The 21,583-nt window shown below is 38.4% G+C and carries 19 protein-coding genes; all 19 read left to right on the top strand.

Features of this window, described 5'->3' with window-relative positions; all coding sequences use genetic code 11:
• Positions 1 to 139: 139 nt before the first annotated feature.
• The 19 genes from CIC07_RS21480 to CIC07_RS21390 all read left to right on the top strand — a co-directional run bounded on the left by CIC07_RS21480 (position 140) and on the right by CIC07_RS21390 (position 21,399).
• Entirely contained in the window at positions 140 to 1,159 is a 1,020-nt protein-coding gene (locus CIC07_RS21480; RefSeq protein WP_157741959.1) for a hypothetical protein, read from the top strand.
• A 449-nt stretch (positions 1,160 to 1,608) separates the two neighbouring features.
• Positions 1,609 to 1,824 (top strand): hypothetical protein, encoded by a 216-nt coding sequence (locus tag CIC07_RS21475; RefSeq protein ID WP_094248246.1) that lies wholly within the window; start codon positions 1,609 to 1,611, stop codon positions 1,822 to 1,824.
• A 177-nt stretch (positions 1,825 to 2,001) separates the two neighbouring features.
• Entirely contained in the window at positions 2,002 to 2,892 is an 891-nt protein-coding gene (locus CIC07_RS21470; protein ID WP_094248421.1) for a hypothetical protein, read from the top strand.
• A gap of 6 nt (positions 2,893 to 2,898) precedes the next feature.
• Positions 2,899 to 3,492: a hypothetical protein gene (locus CIC07_RS21465; RefSeq protein WP_094248245.1), complete on the top strand. Its 594-nt coding sequence runs from the start codon at positions 2,899 to 2,901 to the stop codon at positions 3,490 to 3,492.
• Positions 3,493 to 4,552: 1,060 nt separating this feature from the next.
• A complete protein-coding gene (locus CIC07_RS21460; protein WP_094248244.1) occupies positions 4,553 to 5,146 on the top strand; it encodes a hypothetical protein in 594 nt (197 codons plus the stop codon).
• 25 nt (positions 5,147 to 5,171) lie between these two features.
• A complete protein-coding gene (locus CIC07_RS21455) occupies positions 5,172 to 6,047 on the top strand; it encodes a RasGEF domain-containing protein (protein WP_094248243.1) in 876 nt (291 codons plus the stop codon).
• 74 nt (positions 6,048 to 6,121) lie between these two features.
• Entirely contained in the window at positions 6,122 to 7,336 is a 1,215-nt protein-coding gene (locus tag CIC07_RS21450; RefSeq protein ID WP_206109139.1) for an MBL fold metallo-hydrolase, read from the top strand.
• 19 nt (positions 7,337 to 7,355) lie between these two features.
• Positions 7,356 to 7,568, top strand: coding sequence for a DUF3006 domain-containing protein (locus tag CIC07_RS21445; protein ID WP_094248241.1), 213 nt, complete (start codon positions 7,356 to 7,358; stop codon positions 7,566 to 7,568).
• A gap of 1,126 nt (positions 7,569 to 8,694) precedes the next feature.
• The gene (locus CIC07_RS21440; protein ID WP_094248239.1) at positions 8,695 to 9,483 is read left to right on the top strand and encodes a YgiT-type zinc finger protein; all 789 of its coding nucleotides are present in this window, start codon (positions 8,695 to 8,697) and stop codon (positions 9,481 to 9,483) included.
• A gap of 193 nt (positions 9,484 to 9,676) precedes the next feature.
• Entirely contained in the window at positions 9,677 to 9,868 is a 192-nt protein-coding gene (locus tag CIC07_RS21435; protein ID WP_157741958.1) for a hypothetical protein, read from the top strand.
• Complete coding sequence (locus CIC07_RS21430) at positions 9,850 to 10,236, top strand: hypothetical protein (protein ID WP_094248238.1); 387 nt, start codon at positions 9,850 to 9,852, stop codon at positions 10,234 to 10,236. Before CIC07_RS21435 ends, CIC07_RS21430 begins: the two co-directional genes overlap by 19 nt.
• A 229-nt stretch (positions 10,237 to 10,465) precedes the next feature.
• On the top strand, positions 10,466 to 10,660 hold the full coding sequence (locus tag CIC07_RS21425) for a hypothetical protein (RefSeq protein WP_094248237.1): 195 nt from the start codon (positions 10,466 to 10,468) through the stop codon (positions 10,658 to 10,660).
• Between the two features lie 512 nt (positions 10,661 to 11,172).
• Entirely contained in the window at positions 11,173 to 11,667 is a 495-nt protein-coding gene (locus tag CIC07_RS21420) for a helix-turn-helix domain-containing protein (RefSeq protein WP_094248236.1), read from the top strand.
• Positions 11,668 to 11,978: 311 nt separating this feature from the next.
• Positions 11,979 to 13,955 (top strand): N-6 DNA methylase, encoded by a 1,977-nt coding sequence (locus tag CIC07_RS21415; RefSeq protein WP_157741957.1) that lies wholly within the window; start codon positions 11,979 to 11,981, stop codon positions 13,953 to 13,955.
• Between the two features lie 107 nt (positions 13,956 to 14,062).
• A complete protein-coding gene (locus tag CIC07_RS21410; protein WP_094248420.1) occupies positions 14,063 to 15,592 on the top strand; it encodes a type I restriction-modification system subunit M in 1,530 nt (509 codons plus the stop codon).
• Positions 15,593 to 15,639: 47 nt separating this feature from the next.
• Entirely contained in the window at positions 15,640 to 16,974 is a 1,335-nt protein-coding gene (locus tag CIC07_RS21405; RefSeq protein ID WP_165895361.1) for a restriction endonuclease subunit S, read from the top strand.
• Between the two features lie 41 nt (positions 16,975 to 17,015).
• Positions 17,016 to 20,108, top strand: coding sequence for a type I restriction endonuclease subunit R (locus CIC07_RS21400; RefSeq protein WP_094248233.1), 3,093 nt, complete (start codon positions 17,016 to 17,018; stop codon positions 20,106 to 20,108).
• Positions 20,109 to 20,120: 12 nt separating this feature from the next.
• A complete protein-coding gene (locus CIC07_RS21395; RefSeq protein WP_094248232.1) occupies positions 20,121 to 20,846 on the top strand; it encodes a M48 family metallopeptidase in 726 nt (241 codons plus the stop codon).
• 31 nt (positions 20,847 to 20,877) lie between these two features.
• Positions 20,878 to 21,399, top strand: a complete 522-nt coding sequence (locus tag CIC07_RS21390) for a hypothetical protein (RefSeq protein WP_094248419.1) — start codon at positions 20,878 to 20,880, stop codon at positions 21,397 to 21,399.
• Positions 21,400 to 21,583 lie beyond the last annotated feature (184 nt).

Raw genomic sequence — 21,583 nt, 5'->3', positions numbered from 1 at the left:
ATTGTGAAAATGGTTCAAAAAATGGTAAGCAACTTATGATCCTGAAGTAATTCGCATAAGTACGAAATAGATCAATTGTTGAGTAAATACTTTAATGGAGTTATATTCGACAATTCAAAAACTACAAGGAGCTAAAAGAATGACGAAATGGCACATAAGCAAAGAGCAGTATCAAACACTTTTATCGTATGTTGGATGCGGAGATTTTCAGAAATCGAAGATTTACGTTTTTGGAATTGAAGAGGGACTGGGTGGACATGATGAGGAATCAAATATTGTTGCTAGAGTCGAAAAATTTGGTTCCTTTGATTCCAACGGTAATCTTACCTCCGCACTCAGTCCTCCAAATAGAGAACAAGGTTATTGGGAACCAAATGCTCAGTCAGGTGGTCAAAAAATCAGAGATTACATATATAAAAGGGATAGAACTTTGTTAACTGGAAAGCCAGCTAAGGGAGCATTTAACGAGATAATTGCAAGGATGTGCCTGGAATTAGAACAACCAAAAGAAAGTAAAGATTACTGGTTTCGATTAATGAATGATGATAAGGACATAGCCAGAAAAATCAAGGATCGTATACAAACACTATTTCAATCCTCTACTGATGATCTTCTACATACTGCTCTTACTGATTGGAAGCCATTGCCTAGAAGAGATATGAAAAAGTGGCCAATTGAATTTCAACCGACATCTACACAATTTGGTTTGGATTCAAAGTTATATGAAAGGGCATTTTCATTAAAATATGAACAGGAGTTCTGTGACAACAATACGAACTATACCGAGGATGTAGAGAAACGCCTTGCTATTTTGCGCAATCTCTTTAATAGTACAAATTCTCCAATCATGATGTGTTTGGGTGAAATACCCACTAAAAGACGTGTGTTAGAAAAAATTTTTCCTGAAGCTGAATTTAGAACTTTTCAATCGACAGTTCACCCAACTCATTCAAGTTTAAAAGCAGAAATACAACTGGAGGCTCGAACATTCAATATCTTCTTGCTTCCATTCCCACTAAGAACATCAAAGGAATGGGGAAGAAGAGATGATATAAATGAAACCGCAGGAAGCTTCATGCTGAGATACTATCAAGAACTAACACAGGAATATTTTAAACCAATTATCTCAACCATGAATGAATTCAGTAGCAAATCGTAAAGTTGTTACTGAGCCGACGGAGTGAGGCAAAGAAAACGTAAAGATATAGAGTCGGTAATCAAAGATGTTTTGATCTTCCTACTCCATATTGATTGCTCAATGTGTAGCTGTTACATAACTCACGCATTTTTATTCGCCGAAAAACTCGTCCTAGAGCAAATAGCTAATTTCATTTATCTCAACCTCCAACCTATCTCCCAACGAAAAGCAGGAAATGTTGGGAATAGCGGAGTTAAAATAGGACAAGTTGGGTAAAATGCCTGTAATCACAAGGGTCAGCAAGGAATAGAGCAAGAGGGTTTAGGGGTAGCGCTTCTCCTAACCCCTCCTTTTTCTATCCCCTACCCTTCCCCTGAAAAGGCTAAAGCTCAAGCATGCTAGAGAACCAAATTGGTAGTTATGTCGTACAATCAAGTACATAGAAGAAATCAAAAGAGGAGGTGCTTAACTTGTACGGGCATCAGTTTTATCAGTATCGAATCTCCAAATGTGTTGACTTTTTATACAGGTATTTGCGATCGGGAAATTTTGAATCGCTGGAGGTATTAGCGGCAGACATATACATTGCTGTTGAAGATATGAAAGAAGAGCTTCGAAGCTGTGGATACTTTATCGTTCCAGAATTGAATCAGTTTATGAAGATTGATATGGGAGAAGCAAACTAAATGTTTTCCCTTGTACATAAATCAATTTCATGTTGATAAGGTGTCTTTTCGGAAATTTTCTTTACCAGATTACTTGTTCTATTAAATGCGATCTGATCTTGTAACTAGCTAGCAGGTTAAAAAGGGAGGTATTTCCAATAATTTGTCGAATAAGCAAAATGAAAGGAGATGGTGATTGTGCCTGCAAAAAGAAAAAGCTTCTATGCATATCAGATTGATTTACATTTCTTGGATGGACAAAGACAAGTTGATTCGATTAAATGGGATTTTACAATAATGAGCACTCTAATGGATCATATTTCCCAATTACCCAGCGCAATAAAGACTGAGAGGTTTCATGATTCATGGTTAATTTACCTTGACCATTTTTCGATTGAGACAAATTATTTGTTTGGGCGGTTTGCATATGCGGAATATGGAACAACTGGAGAATTAATTCATGCGGATAACCTTACTAGACGACCAAACCCAAAACATTTAAGGGAAGGAGAAACAATCTATACATATTTTTTGATTAGAAAAAGTGATGGGTTGCTTCTACTTCAGTCACATTCGAAATTGAATCGTCCTCGTATTGAGGAGTATATTGAGCGATTCGGAGATCCAGTCATTAGACAGAACCAATTAACGTATATACAAATATGCACCTTGTTAGATAACTCATTTTTTGAAAATATTCAAGCTTTAAACTCAGTAAATAAAATTTCAATTGAAGTGACGACAGCGCAGCCTGCCGCTGATGAAAATGCGGCTGTGAGGGCACTACAAGATGAGGCGGAACTTACTGACGCTACAAGTGTAAAGCTGGATTTCTCGGCGAAATATAGAAGAAGCGGTCTTGCTGGTGCAGTTCCATTTGTAAGGAGGTATAAAGATAAACCTGGCGTAACCAAAATCGTTGTAAAAGGAAAGTTAGCAGGAGCCGAAAAGGTTATCAGGATGGATGAATCACAAGAAAAATACAAGCGAAGTGTCGAAGTAGATGGTACTGGGCAACCCACATTAAGGTCTGTAGAGACAGTTCTATTTGAGATTGCACAAAGAAGGGAATTACTAAGGAGAGGATAGTTTGAAATGCGAAAGCTAAAAGCTTTTTATAAAGCAAACAATTTCCCTTGGATTACATTCAAAAGATATTGGAAATATGCTTCTGTCTCCGAAATCCTGGTCGATTTTTTCTTTCCTATCTTGATTTCTATCGTTTTATTATTCTTTACATCATATTCAGTTGATAAGTTATCAATTTTAATAGAAAAGTTTCAACAAATTAGTGGGCAAGTAATTGCCGCTATTTCTATTCTTGCAGGATTCAATATAGCAAGTATTACAATCCTCTCTACGATTACAAGTGGTCCAACGGGTGTATTGAGAAATAGAAGATCCAGTGATGGAGCAATGAATCTTTATGATATGTTAATTTGCTTCTTTACTTGGGCGGTAATAATTCAACTTATAGTTGTTTTTTTGAGCATTATTCTATTTTACGTTGGTTCTTTCATCCCTCAGAATCTAAAAGAGTGGCAAATTTCATGGTGGGCATGGGGGCTGGCAGGTTCATGGCTTACCATAACAATACACTCGATTTTGCTTTCGATTCGGAATATGAAGACACTTTTCTTATATGTTACTTACAAAGAACCAAGCAATAACGGCTCAAGCAATCACTAGAAATAGCCGCATATAATGCGACTTTACTTTACTGCTTTACGAATCCCTAGGTCATTCGGTTCACTAAGGAGTGGAACTTACAAATTGAGGAGACTGAATATGTGTAAAGAATTATTGGAAACAATAAGTCCTTCTGTAACTCTTACGATAAACCAAATTGATGAATGTGCTAAAATTAATGGTACGGGAGTATATGTCATTTGGGATTAAGATAAGTCTGTAGAACAACCATCATGCTATGAATCAATACATCGTTTATATGTTACAAAGGGGTTTCATCAGTCAAATCATCAGAAAACTTGGCTTACGTAAAGTGACGCTAATAAATTGGGAATTCCGCTTGAGTATAAGTATGACCAATACTGTAAGCAATGTGGAGTATATACTTATGACAGCACACAGACAACATTTAATCAAAATTACAAATACTCGTTTTGTATATAGTGACAAGCACATACCATTTTACTATATCCACCAAAATAAACACATAACGCAAATAAAACTCATACCGCCGCTGAATACTTTTGAATCAATTGTTATAGTGAATGTGAATTGAATATTGAATCGGAAGCACCGCAGACCAACCCTAATGGGTTAGTCTGCGGTTTTTTTGCATTCTAAAACAAATTGGAGGATTGAGAAGATGAAATATTGTACGTTCTGTTCCGAAAAAACCGAGATGGTATTTAACCACCCTGTACATGAGATCGGAACGCTTTGTGCTAGTTGCTACTTGCAATTACATGGATCGTACGGTACTTGTGGCGGGAGCTTTTTACCGACAGAGATCAAAGAAAATGTGAATTATCAAGTCAGAGCTAAGTTTGTTAGGATGGGTGAGAATAATTACGTTGCCTGTTTCGATTGTTTTGATGTGATTCAAAATGGATTTCTACGGCAGATTGTATAGAACAGCAGTTTTTCAGTTCAATAATTTTTCAATATTTTTTTATAAATGCGTGTGAAAAATAGTCTCTATTATATGCCTATACAAATGAAAAAAACGGTAATATAATTCGATCATAACTAACAGGAAATATACATAATTGGGGGAAGAGATATGGGGGAATTGGTTTACTTTCAGAAGAGGGATGTTGGAGCACTTGAAAAATATATTGATTTAATAATTGATGCGTCTGAATTGGTTAAGGATGTTGATTTTGAGATAGTTTCGATGATTGTAATGGACAATGAGTTTGATACTTATTCATTGGGTGGTTTCCTTGGAACCAGTAGCAATGACTTATTTCAAGGGAATAGTGGTGCTTTAGAACAAGCAAGGAGTCTACTGAAAGAGAAAGGGAAGTTAGACGATATTGAAGCTGTATTCACTACTCAATTTCAGAGCAATAGCAATCTTGCATTTTACAGGATAAAAGACAGAGTTGATATTGATCTCGCAACAGAAGTTGGCTTAGGGGTTGTTTCGTATAAAGGTGAATTAATGATTTATTCTCCGCAAGTGGATGAGGATCCTACGGATACGGTGTATGAAATGGTTAGGTTGAAGGTGTATTTTCAACTTATTCATCCTGAAAGTATTGACGAAAATCTAAAAGAATCTTTTAAGAAGAGTGCTGATTTGATTCAGTCTTTGATGCTCATCGATAGTTGGAAGCACATAGGGATATTAGAGGAGATATTCGGATATTGATTTTACATCGAGAGGAGATATAAAGATGTACTTTACAGAAGAAGAGCGGAAAGCAATTATCCGATCATTATCGAAGAGCCAAAGAAATGCTTTACACGTTTTCTCAAGATTATCAAAACAATCATATTTCGCCAATGTATTAGCTTCTTATAAAGGAACTGAACGTTTTTTCTTTGATGGCTATGTCGATCACGGGGGAGTTAAAAAGGGGGTTACTTGCCTCTGTGGAAAGTCGTTACGATACGAATTTATACTTAGAGATATAAAGAGCGGGCAAAAAATAAGTTTAGGGAGAACACACTTTCAAAAAGAGTTGGATATTCCTGATCATATTGCAAGACAGGTACATAAGGGGATTCATCAGATTAACATTGAATTGGATGAGATTTTAGATAAAATTTGGCGGAATGATACCAAGTTGCCACAGTCTATAATCAAGCATATTAATGAGATCGAGTTTTCTGAAGAAATTGAGTGTTTGTTAAATGCCAATCTCCCGCTGTTAAGAAGGCATATCGATTATTTGTTTGATGTGACAAAAGAATTAAGACAGGTAAACAACGTAAGTAAAGTTGAAATGGATGAAGCATATATAGAATTTCGGGATATTCATGAAGGAAAAATTAATTATAAAGATTACATTGAAAGAAAATTCGAGAAGTCAATAGAGGAGTATATGTTACAACAGGATTATCCCGAATCTGTTGGTCGAATAATCAAACATTTGATTAGACATGATGGGCTTAAAGACTTAAAGCTATACGGTGAGACACATGCATTAGAAAAACATTTTGAACTCTATCTATCTGAACATCCTAAATATATGGAACGGGAGAATGGCTACTTCAAGAATTATATTCACATTGATAATGAGAGTTTACGATCAAAATATCAGATGTAGAAGATGCTTCAAATGCAAACTCCGATCAGGAGGAGGCAATAAAAAACTGATGATAGCTATTTAGGGGGGGAATCTTGATTACAAGAATAATGAAATTAACATTTGCAATGATCATGTCTATTGTTTTACTTGTCGGTTGTACTCAAACAAATTCGATCGTACAGCAAATCCATGGCAATGACAATGCAGATGTGAAACAGGTCGCCGAAACAAAGTCAACTACTCAGCAATCGGTATCAGAAACAACAACATCATCTATTGATTTGATTAAATCGAGTGAAGAATCAACTCAATCCAAAAAACAAGCGACGAGTCCCGAAGTGTTGAAAGGGAACATGGCTGTTCATTTTATTGATGTAGGTCAAGGCGCATCTCAGCTCATTGTTGGACCATCGGGTAAGACAATGTTGATTGATGCAGGCAATAACGATAAAGAGGAATTGATTGTAGCCTATTTGAAGAAACAGAAGGTTAACAAAATTGATATTTTGATCGGAACTCATCCCGATGCCGACCATATTGGCGGATTGGATGCGGTCATTGATAATTTCGATATTGGCAAGATCTATATGCCGAAGGTACAGTCTAATACAAAGACCTTTGAAGATGTCCTATTAGCAATTCAAAGGAAGGGATTGAAGATTACCACAGCAAAAGCAGGTTTAACACTTGAGTGGGAGTCGAATGTGACAGTAAAGATGATTGCTCCTGTCAATCAGTACGATGAAACGAATGAAATGAGTGCGGTTATTCATCTTAGTTACGGCTCTACCTCCTTTTTGCTCACAGGTGACGCTGAGGCTGGATCCGAAAAAGATATGATTAGCTCCAATGCAAATTTACGGGCTGATGTCTTGATGGTCGGGCATCATGGTTCAAAATCATCTACAACTCAAGCCTTCTTAAATGCTGTTCAACCAACATATGCTGTCATCCAGGTCGGCATAGACAACAAATACGGTCATCCAACCTCTGAGGTGTTTCAGCGGCTAAACGCTAAGAAAATCAAGATATATCGGAATGACGAACAAGGAAATATCATTTTCACAACGAATGGCAAGGAAATAACAGTAAAGACATCGGGTGGAGGGAGTCCATCGAAATCGACTGCAAAGCCATCCGAGCCAGCGGCGGCAAAGCCGACTGAAGTTCCGAAAAAGCAGGAAGATAATGTGGTGTACAAGAACTGTACAGCAGTCAGAGAGGCTGGGAAGGCTCCGTTACACAAAGGCGATCCTGGCTATTCCACAAAGCTAGATAGGGATGGCGATGGCATAGCATGTGAATGATAGAATGGGAGGGATAGATATGAAGGGGATAGTTGATCGATTTGAAGGCGAATTCGTTGTCATTGAGATAAACGGAGTAACGAAGGACTTTGCAAGATCGGAAGTGGACAGTGCCGTTGAGCCTGGAGATTCAGTGATCCTGATTGATGGCAAATGGGTGACTGATGATGATGAAACGAAAAGTAGAGTTGGGGTAATAAAAGAGCTGATGAAGGATGTTTGGGAGGATTAGTGATGGGTTGTGCTAATGCTGGGAAGTGACGGATTCCTTTTCTTGAACAGTCAGACAGCAAAAAAATCTTGCGTATACTATGGTTATCAAGTATATTAAAATCAAATAAATATTGATCGGATTTGCGGAAGTACCGCAGACAAAAACCTTTAAACGGGTTAAGTCTGCGGTCTTTTTGCGTTTCCGAAACAAAATGGAGGATGAAGAATATGAAATGTTGCACGTTTTGTTCTAATGAATCAGAGATGCTATTCAATCACATGATCAATGATATAGGAGCGCTTTGTTTGGATTGCTACATGAAGCTTCGAGGGGGATGTTCGGTATGTAATGAGAGTCTGTTGCCAGAGACAGTTGAAGAAGGGGCTAGTTATAGAGTAGAGGCGAAGTTCATTGGGATGGTCGAGAAGAATATCATTGTGTGTGATTACTGTTATACAGAAATTCTACGGAGGTTCCCAGAAATGATGGCGTGAAATGGAAGAGGAGTAGGAAGAGTTGGGCATAGGGTTTAATATTACACAATGAAACAACTTTATTTCACGTACTAAGGACGGGAAATGTGCTATACTAAAAAAATAAAATCAACTTAATCGAAATTGAGGGGATTCGAATGTGTATATTTCGAAACGAACCCAACAAAATATTTTTGAAATTACCTGTCGGTCATTAGATCGGCAGGTTTTTTATTATTGCATATAGTCATAAATTTGATGCTGTTGTCTAAAGTCAGCGCTCCTGACAAAGAGAAGCTGAAAGGCTTGGGATCTCTTTTTTACAAATAGTGAGGTTGATAGAATGAATGAAGCAGTGGACAACTTTGATTGGAGAGAATTTGAAGAACAAAAACAAAGAATACTTTCTATATTGAAACAGGAGTATTCAGTCTTTGGGGGGGTTATTGGTGAGGTCTGCTACTGTTTTGGAGCTATTTCCAGAATCATATAGCAGTTCAAATGATAACTGGACCTATTTCTAGCTTGGTGCAGGATGCGTAATTGTTATCTACATATTTTCGGATAAACGTCGAAAGTAAGATCAGGGTAATACGAGGAGGGGTTAAAATACGGTCATATTCAAAAGAGCAATTGGCTAAGAATCAGGAGAAAAGAGGAGGAATGTGACAATGGAATCTATTTGTACTTGTGGCAAAACCAAAGAGTTTAGAGTCGGCTCGAATGAATTATTCGTAGGTACTCGGAAAATCGTCATTCATAACATTCCACATTACTTCTGTTCGCAATGCAACAAGGAGTCATATGATTCAAAGTTACCCGTTGATGCTGCACTAAAATATGCTTACAAGAACAATGTAGCTGAGTTCAATTGGGAAGAATATAAGGCGTATGCATCTGCATATGAAAAAGCTTTCGAGATCGGTATATTAATGGTTGTCAGAAGGATGGCCGATAGCGGGATGCAAATGGAAGAGGTCGCTAAGTATACCGACTATTCCCCTGGTGAGTTGGAGCGATTGCTTGAAGACGAAGCTGATTTGATAAAAGAAAGAATGCAATATCACATCCACGCATCTGCATTTGAAAGAGAATGGCATCGACAAATGAAGGAAGCAAGTGATCAGACGATTGAAGGAAGATTGAGCAAGATTAAAGCACGGATCCAGGTGTTTCAATCACAGTATGGCGATACATATGAAAACTGTTTTGGTCATCTTGCTGACGACTTTGAAATAGACGCCCACCCCGAAGCTGTAGACATCTTTGATTGGCGGGATCTCGAAAAAGAGAAGGATCGCATCGAACTTGCACTTGAAGATGATTTTCAAGATGGCGTTTTCGCTATACCTTCATCCTCAAAAGTAAAGGTTCGTGCATTGTTTAATTATTGCAAACAGGTTGGCAAGGAACCGTCTGAACTTAGTGCAGATGAGCTTGAGCAGTTTATGGAAGAATGAGGAGGGGGTTAGATTGCCGCTGAGACGAAATCGTGAAGTTAAAAATCCGAATAGAAAAGACATGAAGGTGCTTGATATGAGCTTCTCTGTCTCGAAGGAAAATCAGAGATTGCTAAAGTATATTGAAGAACTCAAAAGGAAATCGAAGTAATAGTACGAATATGGAGTTGAATTAGAGGGGAGGGAACGATTTTTGGTTAAGGTAAAGAAAGAATTACCCCAAAAGAGTTGTAAATTTGAGACTAAGATCCCGCAAATGGGAACTAGAGAATTAAAATTGTCGCAGGATGCACTACAATATTTGAAAGTAAACTCGCCTGTTTCTAAAATTCCTGTAGATGCAAATGAGATGGGAGGACATCATATATGTTTGATTCATATTTGATTTGGTGGAGAGAGAGCTTTTTTGCGGGGGAATCGATTGATGAAATCATTGCTGGCATAGAAGACAACTATAGAAAGAATCGGTTCATTGCGATGTGGTTCATGAAAAGCAAGGAAGAGTTTTGGACTTATTATGCGATGAGAAAAGAACTCAAACTTGAACGTGTTTTTAATACGATTATTGCGACGATATTCTATGAAACGGAGAAAAAAGAATGGAAGCAAAGATTAATCGATTTGCTCGAAATTACTCACGATCTGCAAGAATCTGAGGAGGTTCCGCTTTATGAAATTAAGGTGTTGCAGAAAGACATGAACTCCTATGAGGTTTACCGCCGCAAGAAGCTCGGCATACCGCTTTATCCTTGATTTTAAGCCTATACTAGACATGTTGTGGAGGTTCTAAAATGAAAGTAACCTCAGTCTATCCGACACGAACATTCAAACTCATAATGGAATTTGATCCTGTCGAGCTGTATGAGAATAGCAGAGATATGATGCAATATGATATTTGCGTTTGTGAATTGCTGTGAAGCAACGTTCTAGGCCTTAAAACTGGCAAAGGGTACTGAGGTCGGAATCGAAGAGGAGGCTATCATTGGACGATCAAATTTATAATACAGAGAGAATCAAAGAAATAGTGAATATGATATGCTTTTTCGAAGATAGATATGGAGGAACGTTTGAGGAAGTTGTAAAAACGATGGGGGATCCATATCAAAGTAATGATTGGAAGTGGTGCAGGGAAGGTAAGGAATGGAGGGGGCATCTCAAAGAAATTGGTGATCTGTAGGAGATTGCAGTGCTTGTTATCTGCCAAGTTGTGAACCTACCTCATAATAGTTATGAAAGACTTGCTAAAGAATTATGCACAAATTATGAGGTTTATAAGATGTGTAGTGATAGAGATTGGAGTTTTCGCTGTGAAGAAATGAAGATGATCATATTTCTGATGAATGTTGTATGAAATATTTACGTAAATTGCTAGAGATCAAGACAATCTGACTCTGGGGTAACTAGCTCTGTAATAGATAATAATTGATTTTGCCAAAAGGGATACTTGCTCAGAGGAGAGATCGCTTGAGAGAAAGTGTTCATATTTACTCTCATAGAGTTACAACCCAAACACGATTGGAATTATATGCGAATCCGTTTATTAAGAGCTATCTGCAACTGTTATGATGGCTATCCAAAAATCTAATTGTTGTACTAATGAAGTAATCATGAACGTTAGATTTGCTTATAATACAGCGTTAATAGAAAAAAAGGATTCTTAATTGAGAATTGAAAAAGGAGTCGATCAAAATGAATGACGACAATCAGAAGCAGGTGCATTTGGATGAGGATGAATCGGAAAAAGGGAAGGGGATAGAAATCTCGGACAGCTTCGGACTATTACTTAAACATTTTAGGTTACTGCGGAACTATTCACTCAAGGAGCTGGAGGATATTAGCGGGGTCAGTTCCTCATACATTTTCAGACTTGAATCAGGAGAAAGAAAGTCGCCGTCCATCTCGAAAATATTTCAGATCTGCGAAGCACTGGATATTCCATATCACGAGGCCCTAAAAACAGCTTTCAAAGATGTAGAGAAAGAAAGGACTATGGAAAATACGTTGCAAGAAATGATGATCTCAAACGATTTCATGCTTGATGGAGAACTAGTGAGTAGGGAAATAAAGGAAATTTTTGTGAAGATCAATGATCATGTAATTACTTGCCCATGGAAAGAACAAACAAAAGTACGAGATTTGTTCGTTTTATCTGAGCTGATTGATGAATTAAAAATTGCAATGTAGTAAAGCGGGGGATAAAAAGGTTCGAGGGGATGGGGCAACCCATCTCTATTTTTAATATTGAAAATTGGATCAATGAATACTTTGGCGTATCTGAATCAGAATCCCGTTGCAATCAGTAGGTTTATAAAATTTAGATAAAATGGATTTTTTATATTCAAAAAAAGTATCATAGATACACTTTACAAAGAATTGACGACATGATAGCATAGGTAACAGATGGGAAATGCGAATAAGGATTTATCAATGAATCCATATAAAGTGTATTGCTAATACACAAAAAAAGTAATTAAAAACGAAAGGCGAGGATGATAATGAGAAAAACGTTAATGAATGAGGCTGACAAAGATGCGTGGGTTATTGGGGATAGTTGGAGAGGCATCATGCAAACAACTGAGATAAGGCACTATCTACAGCCAATGTTGACCTACAAGCTTCTTTGTGAAAACACAAATCACAGCTTTATTATTCCCGAAAGTCATTCCTGGGAAGCAATCACTTCTAATGGTATTGATTTTGGTAAAAAGCTTCATATGGCTTTCCAGCAGTTCGAGAACTGTAATCCATCATTAAAGGATGTCTTTACAATCTTTAACTTCGACAGCATTAAGGATGATCTGAGCTTATTCAAGGTTGCAGATAAGGTGCTAAATCGTCAATCATTCAATCGAGAGTTGTATGATGACCCTAATCCGTTGACTGGAACTGTAACAAGGTACTTAGAAGATTTGCTAGAGGCTTTCGTTTCTAGGGAAGGTGCTTACGGAGGAGAAGCAAGTAGTCCGAGGAGTATCACGACGCTTCTTCCACGCCTACTTGATAAGTCGAGTGGTACGATATGCGATCACGCTTCAGGTTTAAATGGTTTTCTTATTGAAGCAAATAAATATGCACAATTGAACAAAGGTGAAGTTAAACTGTACGGTCAGGAAATCAATGCACAGACTCGTGCACTAGGAATTATGACCCTAATTATTCATGGTATGTACCCTGATACCGCAGATGTGAAACTCGGTAATACCATCACGAACCCTCAACTAAAGGATGATGATGGTCAATTAATGAAGTTTGATGGGATACTGTCATCCCCGCCATTCGCATTGAGTAACTGGGGATATGAAGAAGCAGAAAAAGATGTATATGGACGTTTTCGTTATGGCCTACCGAGTCGGTCTTATGGGGACATGGCATTTGTTCTACATAGCATCGCATCTCTCAAAGAGGATGGTAAGGCAGTGGTTATAGTTCCGCATGGCGTTCTATTCAGAGGGGCATCTGAAGCGAAGATTCGTACCAGCTTGATTCAAGAAAATCTGATTGAAGCAGTCATTGGTTTGCCAGCGAATCTTTTTATCGGCACAGGTATTCCTGTAGCTGTGCTGGTGATAAATAAGAACAAACCTGATGCAATGAAGGATCGAATACAGTTTATTAATGCCGAGGACAGTTATGGAAAAGCGATTCGGAATCAGAATGTTCTGCGGGAGTCTGACATCGTAGATATTGTTCATGCTTATCAGAACTATAAGCAGATTGAGGGTTATAGTCGAATTGTTCCGATTAACGAGCTTGCTGACAACGATTGGAGTTTGCATCCAATGAGGTATTTTGAAAAAGCAGAGGTTTCTTCAAGGATAGGGAATGCAAATATTAACCGAAAGAAATACGAGCAGTCGGAGCTTCCTAAGGTCTTGCTTGGCGAGATTGCTGATGTTGAACGAGGAATCAATCCGACCAAAGATGAAAGCGAGGAGTCAGAGGCAACGCACTATCTGGTTAATCTGGCTAACGTTAAGGAGGATCGAATCATTGCTGAGGGATTGAAGGGAGTCACTTTAAGTTCAAGGCGAGCAAGAAATTATGAACTTGAACCAGGTGATGTCTTGCTATCCAGTCGAGGAACGATGCTTAAAATGACTGTTGTGACACCAGAAGACATCCAAGAGAAACCACTTGTATTTTCGAGTAACTTTCTTCGGATTCGGGTGTCAGATCGAGCAAAGTATGAACCTCATTTCATTAAGGCATTCCTGGAAAGTCCAATCGGACAGTATTATTTACAAGCGTATCAGCGAGGTACGACAGTCACGGTACTCAGCCATAAGGATGTTGCTTCGATTAAGATGCCGAAACTTACATTTGATCAGCAACGAGAAGTTGGCCAGATGTTGCTTCAAGCTGATGAATTGTACCAAAAGGCGATGGATGAAGCCAAGGTTAAGCATGAGCGAAGTTACACGGATAGCTATCAAATGATGGGTATCTCAGATGCTTATGTGAAAAATGATTAATCCCGAAAATTGTTAGGAGGGGGAGGCATACTCCCTTCCCTTCCTTTCATGTATAATTGAAGAGCTGGTTTATGGAAAAAACGGAAAAGTTCATAGGGGGAACAAGGATGAGTGAGCAAGTGACTTCACAGCAAATAAATGCAGTTTTATGGCAAGCGGCGGATACATTTCGGGGGAAAATTGACTCCAGTACATATAAGGATTATATCCTTACTATGTTGTTTATCAAGTATCTGAGCGATGCGTACAAAGAACATGTCGAAGAATATACAAAACGTTATGATGGCGATCAACATCGAATTCAACGTGCTTTATCCAGAGAACGTTTCGTATTAGATGAACTATCCACTTTCGATTATTTATATAGTAAACGAACGGATACGGAGATTGGTGAAATCATCAACAAGGCTTTGGAACGTTTGGAGAACGAGAACACAGGGAAACTGCGTGGTGTATTCCGTAATATCGACTTTAACAGTGAAGCCACTCTTGGAAAAGCAAAAGAACGAAATGCGATGCTTCGTGCATTGCTGGAAGACTTCAATAAGCTTACCTTGAAGCCTTCCATTGTCGGTAGTGAAGATGTCATTGGTGATGCGTATCAGTTTATGATCGAACGGTTTGCTTCTGATGCTGGCAAAAAAGGTGGGGAATTTTTTACGCCTTCGATGGTGTCGGAACTGCTGGCTCGATTGGTTAAGCCAAAAGAAAATGATCGCATTTATGACCCAACATGCGGATCAGGCTCCTTGCTGATAAAGGTGGCAAATCAAGTTCCATCCAAGAAGGTCGCTATCTATGGGCAAGAACGGAACGGACAAACTCACTCTCTTGCACTGATGAACATGTATTTGCATGGTATTGATGATGCAAAAATCGAATGGGGAGATACATTATCAAACCCACTTCACTTAGAAGACGGTAAGTTGATGAAGTATCAGGTAATCGTTGCCAACCCGCCTTTTTCGCTCGATAAGTGGGCAATAGGTTTTGCAGGTGAGGGAAACACTGATGAAAAATTTAAAATGGCGGCGAGTTTGGATCAGCATAAACGATTTGAATGGGGGGTTCCACCTGGGAAATATGGTGACTATGCTTTTGTTCAGCATATGCTTTATTCATTAGCTGAGAATGGCAGAATGGCAACTATTCTTCCTCATGGGGTATTGTTCAGAGGGGCGAGTGAGCGAGCAATTCGAAAACAAATAATAGATATGAATCTATTAGAGGCGGTAATTGGTCTACCAGAGAATTTATTCTTTGGTACAAGTATTCCTGCATGTATTATGATTTTCAAAAAAAATCGTAAGCGTAAAGATGTACTGTTCATTGATGCTTCTTCAGAAGACAATTATGATAAAGCAATTAACCAATATATAATCAGGGAAGAGGATATTCAAAAAATTATTAGCACATATGAAGGATTCCAAGTAATTGATAAATACTCATACGTTGCTTCGAGTGATGAAATAGTCGAGAACGATTATAACTTAAATATTCCTCGATATGTTGATACGTATGAAGAAGAAAAAGAAATTGATATAAGACAAACAAGGTTGAATATAGATCAAATAAAAAAAGAACTTGCTCATGCTGAAGCTCAGATGGAAAAGTATCTAAAAGATCTTGGATTGTAAGTGTAATATAACTTCTATCCAATATGATTGTTAAAGGTGGTAGCACAATGAGTATGGAAGTTAAAGAGAGACAATCTGCAAGAAAAAAACATGTTCCTGAAGGCTGGAGTGTTTATAAGATTAACGAGTTGTTAGTGAGATTGAAAAATCCCGTGAATGTAAAAGATGATGAAACTTATAGAGAAATCGGAATACGTTCACATGGGAAAGGAATCTTTTATAAAGAGAGCATTACTGGAAAGGATTTAGGTGGTAAATCAGTTTTTTGGATCGAGCCTGACTGCTTTATAGTCAATATTGTCTTTGCATGGGAAATGGCAGTAGCAAAAACGACAAATAGAGAATTAGGTTTTATTGCGTCTCATAGATTCCCAATGTACAGACCAGTTGAAAGTAAACTAAGCATTGACTTTATTACGCACTTCTTTAAATCCAGCAAGGGCAAACACTTGTTGAAGTTAGCATCCCCTGGTGGAGCAGGTCGAAATAAAACTTTAGGGCAAAAGGAGTTTGCAGAAACAGAAGTCACAATTCCCATTAGTGTTAATGAACAAAAGGGTATTGCGAATGTATTGTCTACCTGGGACGAAGCAATCGAACTAAAAGAAAAACTAATTGAACTGAAAAAAGAGCAAAGAAAAGGATTAATGCAGAAGTTATTGACGGGACAAATCAGGTGGAATGATAGGGAGAGGTGTACTACAGAGGAGGTACAAGATCGTATTGCAATGATTAGTCGTGGCGAAGTGCCAGAAGGCTATATGGACACAAAAGCAGGAATACTCCCCGAAGAATGGACGGCAAAAAAGTTAAAAGAGATTTCGAAAAGGATTCAGCGAAAAAATGAAGGAAAAGAAGATAAGCCTGTTTTAACGATTTCTTCGTTAAGTGGTTTTCTTAATCAAAGTGATAGATTTAGTAAAGTTATTGCGGGTGAAAATCTATCGAAATATACATTGATTAAGAAAAACGAATTTGCCTATAACAAAGGTAATTCTAAAACGTACCCTTGTGGATGTATTTTTAGACTCGAAGACTATGAAGAGGCTCTTGTCCCAAATATTTATTATAGTTTTCAGATCGTTGAGGGTGAAACTGAGTTCTATAAGCATTACTTTGCATCAGGAAAAATGAATAGACATTTAGGCAAAGTGATAAATACTGGTGTTAGGAATGATGGATTGTTGAATGTCGATGCAAGTGACTTTTTCAACATTCCAGTAGTTTGTCCACCCAAGCATGAGCAACTTAAAATTGCTGAGGTACTAACGAATGCGGGCAATGAAATAGATTGTCTTGAGAAAGAAGTTGTATCTATAAAGGAACAAAAGAGAGGTCTTATGCAACTCTTACTTACAGGGAAATTAAGGGTAAAGGTCTAGCCTTTCCCCTTTCCTTTTATCCTTATCATGGAGGTGTAAACGTGGAACGACCAAATAGTTATGACGAGCAATACATCAGCCAACAGCCTGCACTTGAGTTGTTACATCGCTTAGATTATAAGCCTCTAACTCCAGAGCAAGCCGAGTCTATGCGTGGCGGTTTCTATAACGTTTTGTTGAAAACGGTATTGGAAGACCAGCTAAAAGAGTTCAACTCTTATGAGTACAAAGGTGTGACATATAAGTTCAGTCAGAACAATATTCAGCAAGCTATGCGGGATCTTGACGAGCCATTAACAGATGGACTGGTCAAAACCAATGAAAAGATCTTCGAGACATTGATGCTGGGACGGAGCTATACGGAATTTTTGCCCGATGGCTCAAAGAAATCATTTACAATCCAATATATTGATTGGGAGAACTTCGAGAATAATGTTTTCCATGTAGTTGAAGAGTTCGCAGTAGAGCGTATGGACGGGCGTGGGACGGTACGTCCTGATATTGTGTTGTTTGTAAATGGGATTCCATTTGCAGTTATTGAATGCAAGAAGGCATCGATTTCCATGGAGCAAGGTATTAGCCAGATGATTCGTAATCAGGGGAAAGACTACGCTCCTCAGCTCTTTAAGTACGTGCAGATCGTCATGTCAACGAACAAAAATGAAACCAAGTATGCAACATGCAACACGCCAAAAAAGTTCTGGTCAGTGTGGAAAGAAGAAAAGGAAGAATGGTTGCAGGCGTTATTGGATGAAACAGTTGATGGTCGTTTGCCGACGATGCAGGATAAGAATATCATTTCGCTTTTTCATCCAGAACGATTAATAGAGCTAACTGATTTCTTTACCCTGTTTGATAAAGATGTTAAGAAGGTTACTCGTTACCAGCAGTATTTTGCAATCAAGGAGATCATCAAGACTATTCAAGAACGTGATGAAAACGGAAATCGTCAGTCTGGGGTTATTTGGCATACGCAAGGCTCAGGCAAAAGTTTAACGATGGTGATGCTGGCGAAATATATCCTTTCTGAAATGAATGAGTATAATCCGAAAGTAGTTGTTGTTACGGATCGGGTGGAGCTGGATAAACAAATATTTAAGACATTTAAGCACACCAGGTTGAAGGCGAGCAGGGCAACATCAGGCTCACATTTGGTAGAACTTATCAATGACAATAATGCGGATATTGTAACGACATTGGTACACAAGTTTGATACCGCTTCGGCAAAGCAAAAGCCTGTTGAATCTAGGGATATTTTTATCTTGGTTGATGAATCCCATCGTACACAGTATGGTGAGTTTCACATCAAAATGAAAAAAGTGTTCCCGAACGCATGTTATCTGGGTTTCACGGGTACGCCGCTGATGAAGAAAGAAAAGAACACCATGATTAAGTTCGGCAAGTTGATACATACATACACGATTGCAGACGGCGTAAGAGATAAGGCGATTGTTCCTCTTTTATATGAAGGAAAGATGGTTGATCAGACCGTCAATCAGAAGGCAATTGATACCCGCTTAGAGATGATCACACGCAACTTAAATGACAAGCAAAAAGATGAGGTCATGAAAAAGTGGAGTCAGTTCGAACGAATTGCATCGTCTAATCAACGGATCAGCATGATTGCCTTTGATATTAACCAACACTTTTTGGACAACTATAAAACGCAGGGTAGCCAATTCAAAGCCATGCTTGCGACGAATAGCAAGATCGAAGCGATCCGCTATTTGGAGGCATTCGAGGAGTTTGGCGATCTTACCTGTGCGGTTGTTATTTCACCTCCTGATCAACGAGAAGGGCATGAGGTTGTTGATGAGGTATCAAGAGATAAGGTACTCAATTTTTGGAATCGAATGATGAATAAGTACGGTGACGATGAATCATACGAAGATGCTATAAAAGAGGATTTCATCGAAGGCGATGAGATTGAGCTGTTAATTGTCGTTGATAAGCTTCTTACAGGTTTTGATGCACCAAGAGCAACTGTTTTATATATCGATAAACCAATGAAGGAACATACGTTACTGCAAGCAATCGCTAGAGTCAATCGTTTGTATGAAGGCAAGGATTATGGATTTATTATTGATTATCGAGGTCTGCTGAACCGACTCGATCAAGCGTTAGAATTATATTCAGGTTCAGGGCTGGAGAACTTCGATCCAAAGGATTTGCAGGGGGCTATTTACGATGTGATCAGTATCATTGGATCACTGCGGCAATATTACTCCGACTTACTTCAAATTTTCGCTCCAATCAAGAACAAACAGGATACGGAAGAATATGAAGTGTGGTTGGAAGATGAAGAGCGTAGGCAAGAGTTCTATGGAGTCCTCTCGAAGTTTGGTCAAAACCTTGGTATTGCGTTGGAGTCCGAGAAAGTCTATAACGCACTGCCAGCAGAAGAGCTAAAGAAATATAAGAGAGACTTGAAGTTTTATCAAGAGCTTAGAAAGGCAGTCAAGCTACGGTATTCGGATTCCATTGATCATAAAGAATACGAAGCAAAAATGCAAAATCTAATGGATCATTACATTTCGGCAGAAGAAGTCATTCGTATCACGAATCCTGTGGATATTCTCAATGAAAAAGCATTTGAAGAGGAATTGGAACGGTTAGAATCAAAACGTGCCAAAGCAGATGCAATTCGGACACGTCTTACGAAGAGTATTAATACAAGGTGGGATGAGAACCCTGCCTACTACAAAAAGTTTTCGGAACGGATCAAGGAAGCTATTGATGCTTATAAGCAACAGCGCATTTCGGAAGCTGAGTATTTACAGCGAATGAATGATCTGAAGAAGGAGTATCAGCAAGGTGAACCTGTTGAAGCGTACCCTGACAGCATCAAGAAAAATTCTAATGCACAGGCCTTCTATGGAGTAGCTAAAGATATTATGCAAGAACAGAAGATGAGTGATGAGTTGTTAGCTGAATTAGCCTTGCAAATGGAAGACATCATTCGCTCCTATACCAAGGTAGATTGGTATGACAACATGGAAGTTCACAATCGAATTGCCCAGAAGTTAGATGATCTCATTTTTGATTTTACAAAAGAACATAAAGTTAGCCTGGGATTCGAGCAAGTAGATAAGATTATCGAACAAATAAAAACAGTAGCATTACGTCGTTATTAAGGTTGTGACAGCATGGATAAGCATCAGATTGAGTATGCCAATCGAATAATCGAATTTTTCATTGAACGTAAAGATGTAAAGAATGTGAACCTAAACATTAAACCTGACATGACGATTATGGTATCTGCTTCGGAGAAAGTACCGCTCAGTTTTATTTACGATTTCGTCAAGAGTAAAGGCGGCTGGATCGTCAAAAATGTGAAGACCTTCGAACAGGTCCAGCCATATAAACAAAGTGAACGGGAATATGTCAGCGGCGAATCGTACAAATACTTAGGCAAGCAATACCGATTACGAGTCGAGGTAACATCCGAAGAAGAACGAGTTAAGTATTATAGGGGTTTCATTATCTTGATGGTTAAAGATCCGAGTAATCGTGCTCGAAAGGTTAAGTTGATGGATGATTGGTATCATGAGAAGGCAACAAGGATATTTGAAGAATCATTAGAAAAACAGTACCTATTGGTGCAAAAGTATGGAATACAAAGACCAAAGATTGAACAACGTGTAATGAAGGCTCGATGGGGTTCGGCTCTTATCGATTCGAATACGATTCTGCTTAACTCTGAGTTGATCAAAGCACCGAAACATTGTATTGATTATGTTGTTTTACATGAGTTAATTCATTTTCAATATAATGATCATAAGGATAGCTTCTATAATATGCTTTTTTCGTTGATGCCTGATTGGGGAAAACGGAAGGCGATGCTGGATGAAGAAATAGTTAGAGAACTGTAAAGGAAAACTTTGAAAGGGGAGGTAAATGGGGATGGGAGTTTTAAGTAAGGCGGATTTTTATTATGGAGCATTATTATCGGGGCTGATAAATAGTGGATTTGCTCCAGCTATCATTGAGCAAGCGGAAAACCGTAGGCTATATAATATTACTGCGAACACTGGCGACTTTATGATTTATTCAAAGTATGCTTCCGAACCATTAGCCAGGCAGAAGAAGGATGTCCAATTATGGCAGTTTGTTTTTGTGCAGGATGAAATCGAGATGATTCGGAATTTTACTGAGAATAACAAGAAATATTACTTCGCTTTAATCTGCGGGAAGAAAGAGTTTAAGGGAAGTGAGGTCGCTTTGCTTTCACTTTCCGATGTAAGAGATTGTCTTGATTACGATTATACAAGAGATACCTATCGGATAACGATTCGAGCAGAAAAAGGCAAACATGGTTTAGGTGCATATGGAACTGGCCGTGCTGATAAGCTGGATGGCAACGATAATACAATTCGTGTGCCAAGGGATATTCTTACAGTCTTTCATAAGGAACAAGTTTCGTAGAACCCTGTATGAAAGAATTCAAAAAGCCACTGACAACTACAGTGGCTTCTATTTACATTTGCATCTTACGAGGCTCAATGTCAGAACAACTGATTGATCAGATTAACATCCTCATTTGAAAGCGTACTTTTCTTCTCTTCCCTCAGCCCCCAATGCCTACTGATCTGCTCCCCAAGTATCCCCA

Origin of the sequence: Paenibacillus sp. RUD330 (assembly GCF_002243345.2) — a bacterium.
Taxonomy (GTDB): domain Bacteria; phylum Bacillota; class Bacilli; order Paenibacillales; family Paenibacillaceae; genus Paenibacillus_O.
This window is presented reverse-complemented; position numbering and strand designations above follow the sequence as displayed.

Bases quoted from the DNA above. Each gene is read 5' to 3' on its own strand.
- CIC07_RS21405 (WP_165895361.1), top strand. From the start codon at position 15,640: ATGAGTATGGAAGTTAAAGAGAGACAATCTGCAAGAAAAAAACATGTT.
- CIC07_RS21415 (WP_157741957.1), top strand. From the start codon at position 11,979: ATGAGAAAAACGTTAATGAATGAGGCTGACAAAGATGCGTGGGTTATT.
- CIC07_RS21410 (WP_094248420.1), top strand. From the start codon at position 14,063: ATGAGTGAGCAAGTGACTTCACAGCAAATAAATGCAGTTTTATGGCAA.
- CIC07_RS21390 (WP_094248419.1), top strand. From the start codon at position 20,878: ATGGGAGTTTTAAGTAAGGCGGATTTTTATTATGGAGCATTATTATCG.
- CIC07_RS21430 (WP_094248238.1), top strand. From the start codon at position 9,850: ATGTTTGATTCATATTTGATTTGGTGGAGAGAGAGCTTTTTTGCGGGG.
- CIC07_RS21445 (WP_094248241.1), top strand. From the start codon at position 7,356: ATGAAGGGGATAGTTGATCGATTTGAAGGCGAATTCGTTGTCATTGAG.
- CIC07_RS21455 (WP_094248243.1), top strand. From the start codon at position 5,172: ATGTACTTTACAGAAGAAGAGCGGAAAGCAATTATCCGATCATTATCG.
- CIC07_RS21420 (WP_094248236.1), top strand. From the start codon at position 11,173: ATGAATGACGACAATCAGAAGCAGGTGCATTTGGATGAGGATGAATCG.
- CIC07_RS21480 (WP_157741959.1), top strand. From the start codon at position 140: ATGACGAAATGGCACATAAGCAAAGAGCAGTATCAAACACTTTTATCG.
- CIC07_RS21465 (WP_094248245.1), top strand. From the start codon at position 2,899: ATGCGAAAGCTAAAAGCTTTTTATAAAGCAAACAATTTCCCTTGGATT.
- CIC07_RS21395 (WP_094248232.1), top strand. From the start codon at position 20,121: ATGGATAAGCATCAGATTGAGTATGCCAATCGAATAATCGAATTTTTC.
- CIC07_RS21460 (WP_094248244.1), top strand. From the start codon at position 4,553: ATGGGGGAATTGGTTTACTTTCAGAAGAGGGATGTTGGAGCACTTGAA.
- CIC07_RS21440 (WP_094248239.1), top strand. From the start codon at position 8,695: ATGGAATCTATTTGTACTTGTGGCAAAACCAAAGAGTTTAGAGTCGGC.